Source organism: Sphingobacterium faecium (assembly GCF_003054045.1).
GTDB lineage: Bacteria > Bacteroidota > Bacteroidia > Sphingobacteriales > Sphingobacteriaceae > Sphingobacterium > Sphingobacterium faecium.
Window position 1 is genome coordinate 402,925 of the sequence record NZ_QBKH01000004.1, and the last position, 19,274, is coordinate 422,198.

17 protein-coding genes are annotated in these 19,274 nt (G+C 36.5%); 11 read left to right on the top strand and 6 right to left on the bottom strand.

Annotation, left to right across the window (positions count from 1 at the left end):
- Positions 1–71 precede the first annotated feature (71 nt).
- Positions 72–968 carry a helix-turn-helix domain-containing protein gene (locus C8N37_RS13345; protein ID WP_146171070.1) on the top strand — a complete coding sequence of 299 codons (897 nt, stop codon included), beginning with the start codon at positions 72–74 and terminating at the stop codon, positions 966–968.
- Between the two features lie 252 nt (positions 969–1,220).
- Here C8N37_RS13345 and nagB read toward each other — a convergent pair whose 3' ends face one another.
- Together nagB and C8N37_RS13355 are read right to left on the bottom strand one after the other, a co-directional pair.
- Positions 1,221–3,140, bottom strand: coding sequence for a glucosamine-6-phosphate deaminase (nagB, locus tag C8N37_RS13350; RefSeq protein ID WP_108159346.1), 1,920 nt, complete (start codon positions 3,138–3,140; stop codon positions 1,221–1,223).
- Between the two features lie 141 nt (positions 3,141–3,281).
- Complete coding sequence (locus C8N37_RS13355; protein ID WP_108159347.1) at positions 3,282–4,430, bottom strand: methionine aminotransferase; 1,149 nt, start codon at positions 4,428–4,430, stop codon at positions 3,282–3,284.
- A 137-nt stretch (positions 4,431–4,567) separates the two neighbouring features.
- Here C8N37_RS13355 and C8N37_RS13360 point away from each other — a divergent pair, with 137 nt between their 5' ends.
- Positions 4,568–5,248: a peroxiredoxin family protein gene (locus tag C8N37_RS13360; RefSeq protein ID WP_108159348.1), complete on the top strand. Its 681-nt coding sequence runs from the start codon at positions 4,568–4,570 to the stop codon at positions 5,246–5,248.
- A 72-nt stretch (positions 5,249–5,320) separates the two neighbouring features.
- On the opposite strand, the gene radA is transcribed toward C8N37_RS13360, so the two are convergent.
- Entirely contained in the window at positions 5,321–6,706 is a 1,386-nt protein-coding gene (gene radA, locus C8N37_RS13365; RefSeq protein ID WP_108159349.1) for a DNA repair protein RadA, read from the bottom strand.
- 97 nt (positions 6,707–6,803) lie between these two features.
- Here radA and C8N37_RS13370 point away from each other — a divergent pair, with 97 nt between their 5' ends.
- From C8N37_RS13370 to C8N37_RS23285, 3 genes are read left to right on the top strand one after another with little or no spacing between them, the layout of a single operon-like run.
- On the top strand, positions 6,804–7,304 hold the full coding sequence (locus tag C8N37_RS13370) for an RNA polymerase sigma factor (protein ID WP_108159350.1): 501 nt from the start codon (positions 6,804–6,806) through the stop codon (positions 7,302–7,304).
- Positions 7,304–7,918 (top strand): hypothetical protein, encoded by a 615-nt coding sequence (locus C8N37_RS13375; RefSeq protein WP_108159351.1) that lies wholly within the window; start codon positions 7,304–7,306, stop codon positions 7,916–7,918. Before C8N37_RS13370 ends, C8N37_RS13375 begins: the two co-directional genes overlap by 1 nt.
- 38 nt (positions 7,919–7,956) lie before the next feature.
- Complete coding sequence (locus tag C8N37_RS23285) at positions 7,957–8,229, top strand: DUF1294 domain-containing protein (RefSeq protein ID WP_108159352.1); 273 nt, start codon at positions 7,957–7,959, stop codon at positions 8,227–8,229.
- A 2-nt stretch (positions 8,230–8,231) separates the two neighbouring features.
- On the opposite strand, the gene C8N37_RS13385 is transcribed toward C8N37_RS23285, so the two are convergent.
- Both C8N37_RS13385 and C8N37_RS13390 read right to left on the bottom strand, forming a co-directional pair.
- Entirely contained in the window at positions 8,232–9,389 is a 1,158-nt protein-coding gene (locus C8N37_RS13385) for a dipeptidase (RefSeq protein WP_108159353.1), read from the bottom strand.
- Between the two features lie 5 nt (positions 9,390–9,394).
- A complete protein-coding gene (locus tag C8N37_RS13390) occupies positions 9,395–11,164 on the bottom strand; it encodes a serine hydrolase domain-containing protein (protein WP_244914426.1) in 1,770 nt (589 codons plus the stop codon).
- Between the two features lie 253 nt (positions 11,165–11,417).
- Here C8N37_RS13390 and xseA point away from each other — a divergent pair, with 253 nt between their 5' ends.
- Together xseA and xseB are read left to right on the top strand one after the other, a co-directional pair.
- A complete protein-coding gene (gene xseA, locus C8N37_RS13395) occupies positions 11,418–12,686 on the top strand; it encodes an exodeoxyribonuclease VII large subunit (protein WP_108159355.1) in 1,269 nt (422 codons plus the stop codon).
- Positions 12,676–12,891 carry an exodeoxyribonuclease VII small subunit gene (xseB, locus tag C8N37_RS13400; RefSeq protein ID WP_108159356.1) on the top strand — a complete coding sequence of 72 codons (216 nt, stop codon included), beginning with the start codon at positions 12,676–12,678 and terminating at the stop codon, positions 12,889–12,891. The genes xseA and xseB overlap by 11 nt, the downstream gene beginning before the upstream one ends.
- Here xseB and C8N37_RS13405 read toward each other — a convergent pair whose 3' ends face one another.
- Entirely contained in the window at positions 12,892–13,587 is a 696-nt protein-coding gene (locus C8N37_RS13405; protein WP_108159357.1) for a FadR/GntR family transcriptional regulator, read from the bottom strand.
- Between the two features lie 338 nt (positions 13,588–13,925).
- Between C8N37_RS13405 and C8N37_RS13410 the strand changes: the two genes are divergently transcribed.
- Genes C8N37_RS13410 through C8N37_RS13425 form a run of 4 tightly spaced genes read left to right on the top strand, consistent with a single transcriptional unit; the run spans position 13,926 to position 19,271 of the window.
- Positions 13,926–14,849, top strand: a complete 924-nt coding sequence (locus tag C8N37_RS13410; protein ID WP_108159358.1) for a dihydrodipicolinate synthase family protein — start codon at positions 13,926–13,928, stop codon at positions 14,847–14,849.
- Positions 14,850–14,853: 4 nt separating this feature from the next.
- Positions 14,854–15,966 (top strand): kelch repeat-containing protein, encoded by a 1,113-nt coding sequence (locus C8N37_RS13415; protein ID WP_108159359.1) that lies wholly within the window; start codon positions 14,854–14,856, stop codon positions 15,964–15,966.
- A 19-nt stretch (positions 15,967–15,985) separates the two neighbouring features.
- Entirely contained in the window at positions 15,986–17,215 is a 1,230-nt protein-coding gene (locus C8N37_RS13420; protein ID WP_244914427.1) for an MFS transporter, read from the top strand.
- A 7-nt stretch (positions 17,216–17,222) separates the two neighbouring features.
- The gene (locus C8N37_RS13425) at positions 17,223–19,271 is read left to right on the top strand and encodes a GDSL-type esterase/lipase family protein (RefSeq protein ID WP_170114526.1); all 2,049 of its coding nucleotides are present in this window, start codon (positions 17,223–17,225) and stop codon (positions 19,269–19,271) included.
- Positions 19,272–19,274 lie beyond the last annotated feature (3 nt).

Sequence of the window (19,274 nt, forward strand, 5' to 3'; positions counted from 1 at the left end):
TGGAGTTACGATATCCGAAAAAGAAGCTTAACAATCCGAAATTAACTGATCATACTTATAATAAACGTACCATGAATCAAGTGAACGGAATAATCTTCTTATACAGTCATGTAAATTATGAAGTGAATTTTTTAGCTTTAAGCGATAATTTTTCACGAATCAAAACGGAGAAGAACAGTTCTATTCTTATCATTTCAATTGCTAAAAATAGTACTGTCATCCTGGATCAGCAGGAGGTCGAACTTAAAGAACAACATTCTTGTTTTTATTATTCGCAGGGTGCAGATCTCTATCTGATTGCGCAAGGAAAGGACGCTAAGGTTTTTATATTGACTTTTAAAACTGGATTTCTGCAGCACAGTGAGATTGAACTCGATCATCAACAAAAGATAGAACAAAGCTTTCGATCCTCATCTTTATTAAGAACGTTTAATGCACCAACGCTATATAGCACCGCGATGGACCTGATCAACTCGCAACTTCCAGATGCTCTTATACCGACATTTTACAAAGCCAAATCCCTGAACCTATTCTGTATACTAGTTGCATATTTGGAGTTATTATCCGAACCCGGAAATATTCGATTGAGAGTGATCGATATGGAAAAAATAAAAGTCGCCAAAGAATTGATTGAGTCCAATTTGAATCAGAACTTTACGATTCCTCAATTGGCCAGAACTGTCGGCACCAATGAACAATATCTCAAAAAGCATTTTAAGCAATTTTATGGTAAGACTGTATTCAATTTTATTGTCGAATGCAAAATGCATAAGGCTAAACAAATGATTAAAGAGAGAGATGTTAAGATTAGTGCGATCAGTCAGCAGCTGGGTTACAAACATGCGACCCATTTTACAACAGCTTTTAAAAAATTCTTTGGCTACACACCCAATGCATTAAGATATTTATTTGTAGTTTTCATAGAAAATTATGCGGCAACTAGAGATATTACCAGCATCTTAATTTAGCACAAAATCGTCCTACTAATACCCTCATATCATACCCTATGATAGCGTTAATATGAATAATGATCGGCATACAATAAAATTCGAAAAACGTCAATGACGACTGTGAGAAACTTTTGAGTTGGGGAAATAGCTTCTTATCAAAACAATAAAAAAATTAAGATATTTTAATTCTATTGCTTAATGACACAAAAAAAACAGTCGATCCTTAAAATTGAGTTTTTAAGGATCGACTGTTTATAGATATAAATCTAATTAGAATTCCCACCTTACGAAAGCCTCGATCGCTTCGTAGTTTGCAAGTCCCAATTGATCATATAATTCTGCCGTTTCACTTGTACGATCTTCTGCACGTACCCAAAATTCACGTGGATCATCTCCAGGGAAAACTGGAAGATCTTTTTGTGACTGGTGTTTAAAGATCGCTAACCGTTTGCGGTAAACCTCTTGTGGAGATAAAGGTACAGCCATTTCTATTTCATGGATAGGGTATTCATGCCAAGCTCCACGGTATAACCATAACCAACAATCTTTTGTCCAGTCATCAGTAGCTTTTAAGCGTCTCAATGCTTCATAAAGAATGTTAAAACAAACTTTATGTGTACCATGTGGATCTGCAAAGTCACCAGCAGCAAATACTTGATGTGGTTTTACTTGACGTAATAATTCCATGGTTTGTTGAATATCATCTTCAAAAGAAACATCCTTCGAAAACTTCTGTCTATCGTAGAATGGCAAATCCTGGAAATGAATATTGGCATCTGGTAGACCTACAAAACGAGCCCCAGCAATAGCCTCACCTTTACGAATTAAAGCTTTTATTTTGCGAACAATTTCTGTATCAATTTGATTAGGCTTTTTAGTAGCAAAAATATCGCGGCTTTCTTTATATAAAGCGGCAATTTTAGATGCATCAATGCCCATTTCTTTTGCAAAGTCTTCTGCAAACTCCAAATAACGAATCACATCATCATCCCAAACAGCAGTATTACCACATGTTTGATAAGCTACGTGTACATCATGTCCTTGATCTGCTAGACGGATAAAGGTACCACCCATAGAGATCACATCGTCATCTGGATGGGGTGAAAAAACAATTGATGTTTTCTTTGCAGGATTAGCACGTTCAGGTCTTTGCGAATCATCAACATTAGGTTTTCCTCCTGGCCAGCCCGTGATGGTATGCTGTAATTCATTGAAAATGCGAATATTGATATTATAAGCAGGACCTGTTTGAGTCACTAACTTAGCCATACCATGATTGTTGTAATCTTCTTCTGTTAACTTAAGAATTGGCTTTTTCACTTCTAAAGATAACCAAACGACCGCTTTTTTAACTAAAACAGGAGTCCATTCGATATCCTCTGCTAACCAAGGTAAATCAAATCTCGTTAATAATGACGCTGAATCTGTATCTAAGATGAATTCAACATGATCGGATAATTGTAAGTACGTAGCCGGAATTTCTGATGAAATTTCACCTTCTACAGCTTTCTTGATGATTTCAGCTTTGTTACCACTCCAAGCCATCAAAATAATTTCTCTAGCTTTGAAAATAGTACCAACACCCATCGTAATTGCCTTACGTGGTACATTCTCTTTACCCCCAAAATCACGTGAGGCATCACGACGTGTTAAATCATCTAAAGTAACAACGCGTGTACCTGAATTAGGAGCAGATCCAGGTTCATTGAAACCAATATGACCTGTTCGTCCAATTCCTAAAATTTGAATATCTAAACCACCTAAATCAGTAATCTTTTGCTCATATGCCTCGCATGCTGCATTAATGAGGTCGGTTGCTAATGTTCCATCCGGAATATTGATATTTGATCGTTCAATGTCAACGTGATCAAATAAATTTTTATTCATGAAGGTGACATAGCTTTGTGCTGCATCAGGTTGCATAGGGTAGTACTCATCTAAGTTAAATGTGATTACATTTTTAAAACTTAAACCTTCCTCTTGATGTAAACGGATTAATTCAGCATAAACTTTAACGGGTGTTGCACCAGTAGCAAGACCTAAAATTGCATTTTCGCCATTTTTTTGCTTATTACGGATAACATCCGCAATTCGCTTTGCAACAACTTTGGAAGCTGTGCTTGGGTCAGGATACACACTTACAGGAACTTTTTCAAAGCGTGTTGCTTCCAATAAATTTAATCTAGCCATTATTAGAATATAGTATTGATAGGGTGAATTACAAATTTATAAAATATTGTAGCTTATCCACCATTTTTTGTAAGATTTTAAATCGTTTATAGCAAAAATGCAAATGCACACGATTGCTAAAACGTTTATATCTTCTTTCCTCTAGATATTATTAAGTAAGTCAATTGCTTGTGTGAGTGTTTCTGTTCTTTTAGCAAAACAAATTCTTAAAATATATTGATCCAAATTCGATGTATAAAAAGCAGAAATAGGGATTAGTGCAACTTTGTTTTCAACGACCAATCTTTCGGCAAAAATTAAGTCATGCTCGGATGAAATAGCCCGATAATCAATATTGATAAAATAGGTTCCTTCACTCGGTAAAACAGTAAATCTTGAATTTGCTATACCCTTTACCAAGTAATTCCTCTTCTCTTCAAAAAAATTGTTCAAGTTTAAATACCTATTCGAATTTTCCAGATATTTCGCAATTGCCATTTGCACTGCCCCATTTACACTAAATACATTGTATTGATGTATTTTCCTGAATTCTCGCATTAACTCCAAAGGTGCAATGCAGTAACCTACTTTCCAGCCGGTAACATGAAATAACTTTCCAAATGACGCGATCACAAAACTTCTTTCTCGCAACACTGGACAAGCAATTAAAGAAATTGGCGCTCTACCGTCAAATACGATATGTTCATATACCTCATCACTTAAAACAAAAGCATCAGATGAGGTGACAATAGCTGTTAAAGCATCAATATCAGCCTGTTGAAACTGTCTGCCTGTCGGATTATTCGGATTATTAATAATAATTAATTTCGTTTTGGCATTGACTAAACTCTTGACATAATCCCAGTCAATCGCAAAATTTGGCGCCAGTAGACTTACAGGAATCACTTTCCCTCCAAATAATTTAACCGTTGGGGCATAACAATCGTAGGCTGGTTCGAAAATTAGGACTTCGTCCCCTTGGTTCACAACCGTAGCAATAGCCGTAAAAATAGCCTGTGTCCCTCCTGCTGTGACTGTTATCTCATCATTGATATCGACATGCACCTGATGAGTATTCCAAACCTTTTCTGCTATTTTTTCACGCAACGATAAAACACCAGGCATCAGTGCGTATTGATTAAATCCAACATTCATATATGTATGTACCAAATCAATCAAATCAGGGTCTGTATCGTAATCAGGAAATCCTTGTGCTAAATTCAGTGCCCCATATTGTTGAGCCAATGCAGACATTTTACTAAATATGGTCGTACCCACCTCAGGGAGCTTAGATTGAAATTTTGAATTCATAGCTTGTTAGAATAAAATGCTAAAATAATATTTTGGAACACTTAATAGACAATTGTAAAATAAATGTATAAAAATATAATATAATCTACCTAATTAATAGATTATATTATATTTGTAATCTAAATGCGTAAATAACAATGAAAAAAATATTTTTATATTTCCTTTTCTGCTTACCATTATTGGTTTTTGCTCAAAAAAAGGAACTCACGAAAGCGGATTATATTGCCCGTGTCAAAGCAAATCCTGATTCCGTTTCCTCTTTAATTGATTTAAGAAGAGTAGGTGGATATACTCCCGAGTATACAGAATTGCAGAATCTGTATAATACACTAGGTAAAAAGGTAAAAAACTCCAAGGATGGCAAAGAGTTTAAAGCTTATCTTGAAGCGTTGTCTACGGTAGAAATAGGCAAACAAGCGCCAGCATTCACGCAAAATGATACCAGTGGCAATCCCGTGAATTTATCCGATTTTAGAGGGCAATATGTACTGTTAGACTTTTGGGCATCTTGGTGCCCAGATTGTCGAGTAGAAAGTCCTGATCTAGTCAAAACTTACGCTGCTTTTAAAGACAAAAATTTTGAGATTTTGGGAATATCCTTTGACAGAGATCGAAATTCTTGGATCAAAGCTATTCATACCGATCAATTACATTGGAAACATGTATCCGATTTACAACGTTGGCAAAATAATGTAGGGACATTGTATGGGGTAAAGTCTATACCACAAAATGTTTTAATAGACCCTACAGGTAAAATTATTGCTCGAAATCTCCATGGAGACGACTTAAACAACAAATTGAAAGAGGTACTAAAATAATTTGAATCAATGACATATAAAAAGGAGCACTATATAGTGCTCCTTTTTATATGTCATCATAAGCTCCCGTTTTTACCCGAATAATGCTCTAAATACATCTTCTAATGTAGCCACAGGGCGAATCGCGATATTATACTTTTTAGGATCCAATCCTTTGGTATTAAATTTTGAGATAAAAATACCTTCAAAACCTAGCTTCTCAGCCTCAGCAATGCGTTGTTCAATACGATTTACGGCACGAATTTCTCCTGAAAGCCCCACTTCTCCAGCAAATGTAATATTGGTTTTAACGGCAATATCCTGCTGTGATGAAATAATAGCAACGATCACAGCTAGATCTATAGCTGGGTCTTCGACACGCAATCCGCCAGCGATATTTAAGAAAACGTCTTGCGCGCTCAACCTAAAGCCAAAACGCTTTTCCAGTACAGCAAGCAACATACTTAATCTTTTGGTATCAAATCCAGTAGACGTACGCTGCGGGTTTCCAAATGCAGAATTACTGACCAATGCTTGTACTTCGATCATCATCGGGCGTGCCCCCTCTAACATGGCTGCAATAGATACACCACTAACAGGAGCATCTCGTTGAGATATCATGATTTCAGAAGGATTAGAAACCTCTCTCAATCCCGATCCTTGCATTTCGTATATCCCCAGTTCTGATGCAGAACCAAAACGATTTTTCACAGCTCTCAAAATCCGGTATACATGATGTCGGTCACCTTCAAATTGCAATACAGTATCCACCATATGTTCCAATACTTTTGGTCCCGCGATTGAACCGTCCTTCGTAATATGACCAACAATCAAAACGGGTGTACTTGTTTCTTTTGCAAAACGCAACAACTCTGCAGTACATTCTCGAACTTGCGATACCGACCCTGGGGCAGATTCAATTTGAGATGAATGCAGCGTTTGAATGGAGTCGATTACAATCACATCGGGTTGTACAACTTCAATCTGCTTAAAGATATTCTGAGTAGACGTTTCCGTTAAGATATAACAATTTGCATTAGAGGATTGTGACAACCGCTCTGCGCGCATTTTAATTTGTTGTTCACTTTCCTCTCCAGAAATATACAAGGTCTTCACCTTCGGAATTGATAATGCCAGTTGTAACATTAAGGTCGACTTACCAATACCAGGCTCCCCTCCGATTAAAACCAAAGATCCAGGCACAATCCCCCCCCCCAGTACTCGGTTAAATTCCTGATCAGGTGTTAAGATTCGAGATTCATCTTGATAGACGATCTCATGGATAACGGCGGCTTTATTTGCACGCTTAGGCGAAGATGTCACTGACGTACTTCGCCATTCTGGAACCTTTGAACTTGACTTTTCGACAACCTCTTCCACTAAAGAATTCCATTGTTTACATGAAGGACACTGTCCAAGCCATTTTGCAGATTCAAATCCACAACTTTGACAGAAATATGCTGATTTTGTTTTTGCCATTGTACGAATTTACCATTTTTTAAACATCTACATTTAGGTTATTAAAAAATCTTAACCTATTTTGTAACAAGAAGCATGAGTTATCGACTTATCAGATATGAATTTGGAACAAGAGTTTGTTATCCTTTTAGAAAAAAATCAAAATATTGTACATAAAATCTGTAAAATATATACAGATCAAGAAGATGTACATAAAGATCTTTTCCAAGAAATAACGATACAGCTTTGGCACTCTTATCCCAAATTCAGGGGCGAAGCCAAATTCAGCACTTGGGCTTACAGAATCGGGTTAAACACAGCTATCTCCCTATTTAGAAACAAGAAAAGAAAGCTCAGTATCATTCCCTGGGATCAGGCACTTGAAAAGATATCCTATGAAGAATATGACCCTCAAAAAGATGATCAACTACACTATTTATATGAAGCCATACAGCATTTAAATGATATTGAAAAAGCACTCATCTACCTTTATCTGGAAGACAAAGATTATACGGAAATAGCAGAAACCTTAGGTATTAGCGAAGTCAACGCACGTGTAAAAATGAATAGGACAAAAACAAAGTTAAAAGAGATTTTAAAAAAGAAAGGAGCTTTATAATGGATGAGTTGGATCAATTCAAAAAACAATGGCAAGAGGATAAAAACTTTATTAAAGTAGATCAATCTGATATTAAAACCATGCTTCACAAAAGCTCTACATCGATCGTTAAATGGATATTTATGATCAGTCTGATCGAACTGAGCTTAGGTATTATTTTATCCTTATTACTGCCTAATTCAAATAGAGATGAGTTACCGTTTTTTCATTTTGTAGATTATGCTTCGGAATTAGTTTTTTATTGCGCAATAGCATATTTTATCTATAAATTCTTTAAATCATACACCAGTATCTCGAGCACCAATAGCACTAAAAACCTATTAAATAGCATCTTAGAGACAAGAAAACATGTCGAAAATTATATTAAATTCAATATATACTTCATTATGTATTCCTTTTTCGTGGCATTTTTAGAATTAACAATACGAAAGATCGATTTAGATCATAAATGGGGATCTAATCTTCTCATGATTATTGCTTTTGCAGTATGTATAACCTTAGTGGCATATGTGTTTATTGCAATTTTTAAATTTTATTACAAAATCGTTTACAGAAGATTACTTAGAAAACTGAATAATAACTATGAAGAATTGAATCGTTTAGAACAAGAATAATAAGTCTTAAGGTTTTATATTTTCTACCTGTACACACCATGGAAAAAATTGCAGTCTATTATTTTTTATTTATTAATTTCATCACCATTTTAATATTTTATATAGACAAACAAAAAGCGAAAAATAGGAGCAATAGAATCTCAGAAAAAACATTACTCACATGTTGTATCATTGGTGGAAGCTTAGGGGGATTTGCTGCCATTTACTTATTTAGGCATAAAACAACAAAGAGAAGCTTTTTGCTTCCCTTTTATTTTATCGCTATGCTACACATCGGATTAATCTACGGATATGCCCACTACTATGGCTAAGCTTAATTTTCATTCTCTTTTAATATTCTTAAAAAGTTTAAACCCATAATTTTCGCAACATCCGAAGAGGCATAGCCTCTTTCCAGCAAAGCCCGAGTTAAATTGGGAAGCTTACTCACATCTTCCAAACCTTGCGGTGTAGATTCAATACCATCGTAATCTGAACCAATAGCTACGTGATCAATGCCTATCTTTTTTACCAGATAATCAATATGGTCCAACAATAAGGACATGGATACATTAGCTACATGCTTATGCTCACTTGTTAATTGCTCATACTGACTTGAAGCAGAAAGGCTATAATTACCCTGCTTTCCAAATTGTTTTTTATATAATTTCTTCACTCGCTTTTCGTAACTTTTATCCAGAAAACCAGAATAGAAATTAACGCCAACGACTCCCCTATTTTTCTTCAAAGCCTCTAATTGAGCATCCTTCAAATTTCGAAAATGAGGGGTCAATGAATAAGAATTACTATGCGAGACTAAGACCGGCTTTGTTGAGATTTCCAATACGTCATAAAACGTTTGCTCTCCCGCGTGGGATAAATCAACCATCATCCCCAGTTTATTCATCTTTCCAATGATCTCTTTTCCCAATGCAGACAATCCTTTTCCTTCCCTTGACTTCGTTTTAGACTCTTGAGCAGCAGCAGTTGCCCAAGACAAATCGTAGTTCCAAGTCAGCGTCATATATCGGGCACCTCGCCGATAAAGAGCTTCCAGATTTGAGACATCAGCCTCGATCATATTACCCCCTTCGATACCAATCAGAGCAGCAATTTTTCCAGACTTTGTAATACGCTCGATCTCCAGGCTATTTTTAGCAAGCTCGATCTGATCTGGGTTTCGATTTAACACCTCTTCCAGAGCATCAATTTGATCATTGGCATGTTTAAAAGCTCCCGATTTCCATTTTTTATCGTCAGACCAAACGGCAAAGACTTGAACATCTACTCCCCCCGAAATCATTCTAGGAATATCCGTATGGTTCACCAGCAATTGCTTGCTGATATCATGCCCTTTTAAAATCGATGTAATAATCACATCATTATGGCCATCAACCACAATCATCTGCTGATGAATGGATGGATAGTCTTGTGCTTTCGCGGTTGCAATTCCTGATAATATCATGGCCAATGGTAAAACATAATTTTTCATAAACGCTATTTCTTCCCCTCATTAATCACCTCATAGATCGCATCTTGAATGCGGCTTCTAATATTAAGATTCAACAATTTCGTAGAAACTTGTGGATGAACACGATTAGATAAAAATATATATACGAGTTGATTAGCTGGATCAATCCAAATACAAGTACCTGTATATCCCGTATGTCCATACACCGTTGGATTTGATAACTTTGAAGGGTACTCATTTTTTACATTTGGGTCCCAACGATCAAAACCCAATCCTCGACGACTAGATTCAGATTGTTTTGAAGTAAATTGATCGACCGTTTCTGCTTTAAAATATCGCTCTCCACCATATTCGCCTTTGTTTAATAAAAGCTGCCCATAGATCGCCAAATCATTCGCTGTTGCAAATAATCCTGCATGACCAGCGACACCCCCTGCCATAGCCGCACCCTGATCATGAACATAACCTTGCAAAAGCACCTTTCTAAAAGACGTATCCTGTTCAGTGGGTATAATCTGTGATTTTGAAAAACGTTCTCTTGGATTATATCCAGCAGTCTTCATGCCTAATGGTCCATAGAAATTATCTTGTACATAGGCTTGCATCGGTATTGCCGTTTGGTGCTCCGCGACTTCTTTCATGACATACATACTGATATCGCTATAGACATAATTGCCAACGGGCTTCACTTCAGAATTGAGCATTTCAGGCCACATCACATCGCGGTAATAGTTATTAAGCAGATAACAACTATCTGCAACCTTTACGTTATGAGTAGTCGAATAATTCCGTTGTACGTCGCCAGGCTTTAAATTTCTATAAAAAGGAATGAAAGGCGTAAATCCTGCCTCATGAAGCATCACACTTTTCAAAAGAATATCTTTTTTATTCGTTGATTTAGCCTGCCAAAGATAATCTCCGATAGGTTTGTTTAAATCAATAACCCCTTGCTCCGTCAAGCGCATGATGACCGGTGTAGTCCCGGCAATTTTACTCACTGATGCTAAATCAAAGATGTTATGTATCGTTGTTGGTACCTCTTTACTATAAGTATGGTAACCATAACCTTTTTCAAAAATAACCTGTCCATTCTTAACCACCATGACAACAGCCCCAGGGGTCGCTTTTTGAGCAATTGCCTCTTCAGCAATTGCATCAATTTTCTTCCCTAACTTATCGAGATTAACAGCATCATTTTTAACCAGACTGTATTGGATGCGCGTCTGGCTTGTCGCTTCTCCCATACCTTTTGTAAAAGTGGAAGAATATGTCTTCTGAAGTTTATTAACGGCAGACAATCCTCCAAAAATTGTCATTGCTGCATTTTTTTGCGTTTCATCAGAAAGATGTGTATTCCACAAAATCGGACTTTTCAAATCATCGAGCAGAGCTAGTACATCACCCTTTCCAAAGACAGCCAGAACGATTCTTTTATTATTTCGCTCCGCTTGCTTAAGCTGTTCCACAAAAGATGTCGTCAAGTCTTCCGATTTTAATGCAACGATGACCACATTGCTGTATTTAACCTGTTCGTCAAAGTTCTTAAAACCCACATAATTCACTGTAGCATAACGGAATAGTTGATCTTGAAATGGATTAAATAAGTTAGAGTCAGGTGTGCAGACAGCAATGTTATATTGATCCAATTTTCCAAAAGGGAGTACCGCATCAATATTATTAAACAGAACAGTTTCATTTTTAATAGAAGATCTATACTGGGCTTTTAAATGATTTGTATGGAAATAGCCAATAGCAAAAAATCCAAGCATTAGGAGTTTTATTCTACTTATCATCATGTGTTTAAAAAAAGGGTTTACGTGTAAATGTACAAATAAAAGCTATACAATCATGCACAAAAACGCACAATAAAACGTATTATATACCTGCGTTGGAGATTTCCAACAGAAGAAAAGCGATCACATGTTGAAACGAGATATAGGCCTTTATCATCTTACCAATTAGTAACTTAGATATATAAAATGAAGAATGTCACTGATATTTAACACGATTATAATTGGATACAAATGCAAATTTATCTAAGTTTGATTTATGCCTGAGGTAGTAGAAGACAGAACCATTTTTTCCTTATTGGAAGTAACTCGTAGCATTCAGAAAACTATTGCTGAGCGTTATAAGAGTCTGTATTGGATTAAAGCGGAGATGAACAAATTGAATCATTATTCGCATTCTGGACATTGTTATCCGGAATTAGTCGAGAAAACCGAAGGGAAAATCGTGGCTGAGATTCGATCTATTTTATGGAAGGCAGATTATCACAGGATCAACAATCATTTTATTAAGATAGCTCAAGAACCTTTACGTGAAGGAATTACGATGTTATTCCAGGCGAGTATCTCCTATGATCCCATGTATGGGCTAAGTTTAAGAATTGTAGATATTGATCCGACTTTTACTTTAGGAGAGCTCGAAAAAGAAAAATTAAATAGCATCAATAAATTAAAAGAAGAAGGTATTTTTGATATAAATAGAAATCTTCCTTTTCCAACCCTACCCAAACGATTAGCCATTATTTCGGTAGAAACCAGCAAAGGGTTATCCGATTTTTACAAAATCATCAATCAAAATCCTTGGGGATATAAAATAGAGCAAACACTTTATCCAGCATTATTACAAGGAGATAAATCAGTTCCTTCTATCATCCGGCAATTGTCCATCATAGCGGAACGTGCAGATGATTACGATGCAGTAGCTATTATTCGTGGTGGTGGCGGAGAAGTGGGCTTATCAAGTTATAACAACTACCTACTAGCTAAAGCTATTGCAATTTTTCCATTACCGGTTTTGACGGGCATTGGTCATTCCACCAATCTCACAGTAAGTGAAATGGTCGCCTATAAAAATGCCATTACTCCAAGTGAATTGGCAGATTTTTTAATTCAAAAATTTCATAATTTCGCCATTCCCTTAGATCAATTGACTACCCGAATATTGCAAAATACAACTGCAATATTCAAAGATGAAAACGAAAAATTAAAAGCTTTTGCCTCAACGATTAAATGGTCCGCGCAGCAGTCTATTCAACAGTCCAAAGTCGATTTGACTGCTTTTGAAAAAGATCTTAAAACAAATTTAGCCTACATCTTCCGGCAGAACTATACAACGCTCGATCATCTTGAAAAAATTATCCAGCTCGCAGATCCGATTCGACTACTTAAAAAGGGATTCTCAATTACCAAAGTCAACGGAGAACTGCTGATGTCTGTAGATCAAATTAATGAGAATGATGTGCTAACAACACAAGTTTGGGATGGTGAAGTAATCAGTATGACACAAAAAATCAACAAAAATGGAAAATAATTATACCTATACAGATGCATTTGCAGAATTAGAAAAGATCGTACAGGAAATTGAAACGGGGAATACTAATATTGATGTGTTATCTGAAAAAATAAAAAGAGCATCACAATTAATTCAAGTTTGCAGAGCACAGCTCACCTCTACAGAAGAGGAGGTCAATCTTTTATTAAAAAACTTGACCCCCGCTGAAAATGAAGAAGAATGATTAACGTTTCAATAATCGATAGTAATGGTTATCAAGATGCTTACGCATACCCTCTTTAAAAGATGTTACATCACCTTTTTTTAATAATTTGATTAGATCCTTATGAGAAATGAATTCATTTGAAGTCTTATCACTATTCAATAGACCACTATCATGTACATACTGGAAGATAGGTAATAATAATTCTTGAAAATCCATTAACATCTTATTGCCAGAGATCTTATACAATTTACCATGAAAAGCCACTTCTTCTTCAATCTGAAAAGAGGTTTTATTTTTATTGTTTGATTCTACTTGAACGATTTCCTCCAATACAGCAATATCCTCAACTGTCGTGCGGTCGAAAATCAACTCTGCCATACCCACTTCAAGAGCAAGCCGCATTTCAAATATATCTTTCAGCGTATCATCATCCAACATAGTGGGATGGAAAATCTTCTTTAATGGAGATAGCAGTTGTGGATTTGTCAAAACAGCTCCTCTGTGTTTACGAGATTCTATTAAACCCACCATACGCAATCGTAATAAAGCCTCTCGAATAACAGTTCTGGAAACTCCAAAACTTTCAGACAACTCTAGTTCTTTTGGTAAAGATTCGCCTATTTGGATATTACGAGCCCTAATTAAATCAATAATATGATTTTCTACTTTGTCTACTAAACTTGATGTATCAACATTTTCAAATTTCTCTAACATGGGATTTTTTATTATGATTTTTCACTTGAATCAAAGTCATTACAAATGTTACACTTTTTTTTCTCATTTACTTGCTTTACTAGAGATAAAAGAATAATTTTAATGTTTTAAATGTATGACATAATGCTTTTATTGAATACTAATAATAAGTAGGTTTATGAAACCTAGCAGTTTCTTTGCTTGAATTCAAAAACTGAAGTAATTATATGTATGATTTAATTTTTTGTGCATATCAAATAAAACTATATAAACTTAAAGTACACAGACCTAGTATAGATAAATAATGGATATCATCTAATACAGCTTCATAAAATTAAAAGAGATCATATTTATACCCTATGAATAATCACAAATTACAAGGCTTAATCGCAGCACCTTTTACACCATTATTAGCGAACGGCGATATTAATATTGGCGCCATTCCTGCTTATTATCAATTGCTAAAACAGAATCAAGTTGCGGGAGCATTTATATGTGGTTCTACAGGCGAAGGGGTTTCATTAACGTTTGATGAACGAGTCGCTATTATGCAAACATGGGCCGAAGCTACACTTCAAGATAAAGATTTCAAGGTAATAACCCTTGTAGGCGGTACAAATATTAAAGAATGCTGTTTGCTTGCTGCTAAAGCAGAAGAATTTGGGCTCTTTGGTGTTGCATTCACTTCACCATTTTATTTTAAACCTGCAGATGTAAATCAGCTAGCACAATGTTGCAAAGAAATAGCTGCTGCCGCATCCAATACAGCATTTTACTATTATCATATACCGGTATTAACAGGAGGAAATTTTCCAATGATCGATTTATTGAAAGCAATAGACGATAAAATTTCCAATTTTGCAGGTATAAAATATACCCACGAGGACTTTATGGATTATTTATCATGCCTTAATTATGCCAATCACAAATATGACATGCTTTGGGGCAGAGATGAAAACATGCTATCAGCACTTGTCCTTGGAGCTAAAGGAGCCGTTGGAAGTACCTACAATTATGCAGCACCATTATATTTAGCATTAATGGATGCTTTTAATCAAGGTGATTTTGAAAAAGCTAACACATTACAACAAAAATCAATCGATATGATCACCCTATTAGGAAAGTATGGTGGTATATCTGTCGGTAAATCATACATGAAACTAATTGGCTTGGATTGTGGCGAATTTAGACTTCCGGTACGCAATATGACGACAACTGATTTTGAAAAATTTAAAGCTGATGTTTCAGCATTAGATTTTCAAAGTTTCCAATCAACGCTATAACATAATGAAAATCATTCCTCTTATCCTAAGTACTTTCTTATTTATGCAATGTAAAACAACAAACCGGGCAGCAAAGATCAGTTGGTCTATGGCTGATTCTTTACCCAATACCAGTAATGGTCAAGTTCAACTAGGCGTGGCTGGTCCAGTTGTTGGAATTCACCAAAATCATTTATTGATTGCGGGTGGTGCTAATTTTCCAGAAAAAATGCCTTGGGAAGGAGGGGTAAAAAAATACCAGCATTCTGCATACATCTTTTCTCTTCACGATCACAAGCTGCAATTGATAGACACCGTTTCATTTCATACTCCAACGGCTTATGCCGCAAACAGTAGTCAAGAAGAGGGCATTTATACTGCAGGAGGCGAAAATGAAATGGGAGCTTCTTCACAATTTCATCGCTATACCTGGAATAAGATAAAAAATAATTTTGTCGCGCAACCATTAGCCGATCTACCCCTTCCCTTGAGCAATGCAAGCCTCGTCGCAGATGACCACAAATGCTATCTGATAGGTGGAGAAAATGCAAATCTGGTATCAGATAAAATATATCGCTATGACCAGAAATGGGAAGAATACATGAATTTGCCTTATACGCTAACGCATACAGTAGCACTTGTGAAAGATCACTTTCTTTACCTGTTTGGGGGACGAACTAGACAAGTAAATGCTGTCAGTACACTATACAAGACATGCTACAAAATAAATTTAAACACAAAAGAATGCATTCAAATTGCTGATTTACCAGAAGCTCTTTCAGCAGGCACAGGCTTCAAAGATGATAAAGGTCGCCTATTTTTAATTGGCGGAGATAATGGGATTACTTTTCACAAAGTCGAAAACCTCTTATTGGAGATTGCAAAAGAAACAGATCCGGTAAAAAAAGACAAATTAGTACAAGATAAAGCACGCGTACAGTCCAATCATCCAGGATTCAGCAAAACGATATTACAGTATGATGAACAATCAAACACATGGCAAGTAGTTGGCAATTTGCCAGTAGGTTCACCGGTTACCACTACAGCTGTCTTTCACCAAAAACAAGTTTATATTCCATCGGGGGAAATTAAAGCAGGTATTAGATCTGCAGGAATATTGACAGGTACAATACAATAACTATTATATAAACCAAATCATGATAAAAAATAAAAAATATTACCCTTGGATCGTTGTAGGCCTGCTATGGGTAGTCGCTCTATTAAACTATATGGATCGGCAAATCCTGTCAACCATGCGTCCCACTATGCAAGTTGATATCGTCGAATTACAATCTGCAACCGTATTTGGGCAATTAATGGCAATTTTCCTTTGGATATACGGCCTCATGAGTCCTGTTTCAGGAATATTAGCTGACAGACTTAATCGAAAATGGCTTATCGTTGGCTCTCTATTCGTTTGGTCACTGGTCACTTCGTTGATGGGCTTTGCCACTACTTATCCCGAATTGATGATCTTACGCGGCATCATGGGTATTTCAGAAGCCATCTACATTCCAGCAGGCCTGTCTCTCATCTCGGATTTTCACAGTGATAAGTCCCGTTCATTAGCGATCGGTATCCATATGACCGGTTTATATACAGGTCAGGCATTGGGAGGATTTGGAGCCACCCTAGCAAGCTCATACTCTTGGCATAGTACATTCAAGCTCTTTGGTTTGATAGGCGTATTATATGCTCTTGTACTCATGTTCTTTCTCTCCGAAGCTCCAGTTAGGACAAAAAGTTCAGTTGAAAAAGAAAAACCGGTCAATAGTTTCAAAGCCATCGGTATGCTATTAAGCAATATCTCGTTTTGGGTTATATTATTCTATTTTGCCATACCAAGTTTACCCGGTTGGGCAACAAAAAACTGGTTACCAACATTATTCTCCGATAACCTCCATATTCCAATGTCCCAAGCAGGTCCACTATCCACTGTTACTATCGCTGTTTCATCCTTCTTGGGAGTTATTTTTGGCGGTCTATTATCCGATCGCTGGATTCAAAAAAATGTAAAAGGCCGCATTTATACCTCTGCAATAGGTCTATTGCTGACCATACCAGCTATGTTCTTAATCGGTTATGGACAACATATATTTCATGTCGTTGGAGCTGGATTGATGTTCGGTTTTGGCTTTGGGATGTTTGATGCCAATAATATGCCGATTCTCTGTCAATTTGTACCTAGTAAATTCCGAGCGACTGCATACGGCATCATGAATATGTTAGGTGTTATGGCTGGTGCATTCATCACAAAAGTGTTAGGAAGCTCTGCCGACGAAGGAAAATTAGGAAAAGACTTTGCCCTCCTAGCCATCATTGTTTTCATAGTCGTTATCATTCAACTGGTGGTATTAAAACCCAAATCAAATGCATCTTTGGATTAGAAAAATAATGCTACTAACCACCATAGTCACATGGTGTACAGTCATGGTGTATCCGCAAAAGAAAGTTGCCTGCATCGGCGATTCTATTACCAAAGGATTAGGTATAAAAAATGGTAATAAAACCTATCCTGAGCGACTTCAAGAATTATTAGGTTCAAACTATGATGTTCAAAATTTTGGTTTTAGCGGTGCCACTTTATTGCGTAAAGGGCATAAACCTTATGTTGAAACAACAGAATACAGGCAAGCACTTGCATTTCAACCAGACATCGCTGTTATAGCACTCGGAATAAATGATACCGATCCGCGTAACTGGCCTAACTATGGCGATGAATTTGAACAAGATTACGGTTTACTAATCGGCGATTTGATAAAAACAAATCCACATATTGCCATATATATCTGTACACTCACTCCTATTTTTAGTGGGCATCCACGTTTCTTATCAGGAACACGAGACTGGTATCAAGAAATCAGTCTTCTGATCCCAAAAATTGCTAAAAATAATCAAGTAAAACTGATCGATATCAATGGTCAGTTGAAAAGCAGAATAGATTTGTTCGAAGATAATATACATCCAAATGCCGTAGGAGCCACCCTAATTGCCAAGCAAGTGCATCGAGCATTGACAGGTGTCAAGCAGCCACTTTCAGTCGATCTTAATTTTGGGGATCATATGGTATTACAGCGGAACCGTGAAAATCAAATTGCTGGAAAAGCTTCTTCGCACGAAAGGGTAACTCTCCATTTCAACCACAAAGTATACCAAGGAGAAGCAAATGAAAATGGCCATTGGTCAATTCGTTTACCATCCATGCCTGCTGGAGGTCCATATGAAATAGTAATACGATCGGAAGATGAAGAAGTGAAACTTAAAGACGTTCTTTTTGGTGACGTATACTTAGCTTCTGGACAATCAAACATGGCATTTGAATTGAAACATGCACTGGCATCAGATAGTCTAATTCAGATTAAAGCTCCGCATATAAGACTATTTAAAAGCGCCAATTTAGTACAAACAAATTCAACAACTTGGGATCTAACTACTTTGGAAAAGATTAATAATTTAGACTTTTTCTCAGGCAAATGGAGCTTACCAACAAAAGGAAACAAAGCAGATTTTTCAGCCGTAGCCTATGCTTTTGCCATTGAAATCGCGAGTAAAACCAATATTCCAATTGGCATAGTCGAGTTAGATGTACCAGGATCCAATACGGAGTCTTGGATAGACAGAACAACACTCGAACAAGACAATCTATTGGCTACATACATACACAATTGGAGGAAATCAGATTTTATTCAAGACTTCTGCCGCACTCGATCCGATCAAAATCTGGCTCTTGCAACACAAAAATACCAAAGACACCCGTATGATCCGTCTTTCAACTTTGAAGCAGGAGTAGTCCATTGGTTAAAAACCCAATTCACCGCTATTCTATGGTATCAAGGAGAAAGCAATGCCCACAATATTGAGCTACATGAATTATTATTTAAAACCTTGGTTAGCTCATGGCGTCATCAACTCCAACAACAACTCCCTTTTTATTATGTCCAACTATCCAGTATCAATCTTCCCTCTTGGCCAAGATTTAGAGATAGTCAGCGCAAGTTGAACCAGCAGACTGAGGATACCTATATGGCTATTTCCTCTGATGTAGGTGATCCTTTGGATGTGCATCCTAAAAACAAGGTGATCATCGGCAAGCGGTTAGCGAACTTGGCTCTAGCACATACTTATAAGTATCAGATTAATGCCGATTATCCATCATTTAAGTACCATAAGAAAAAAGAAAAAACAATTGATGTCTATTTTAACAATACTAAAACACTCACAACGAGAAATAATCAACCTCTACAAGGATTTATTTTAATCGATAAAAAAGGATTTACCCATCAACCTGCGCGCTTGTCGATTCAGAAAAATCGAGTTACGATCCATTTACCTGAGCATATTATCATTACCGAAATTCGTTACGCATATTCACCTTACACCACTGCAAACTTGGAAAATGAATCAGGAGTACCTGCTTCTACCTTCAGTTTCAAAATTGACTAATCT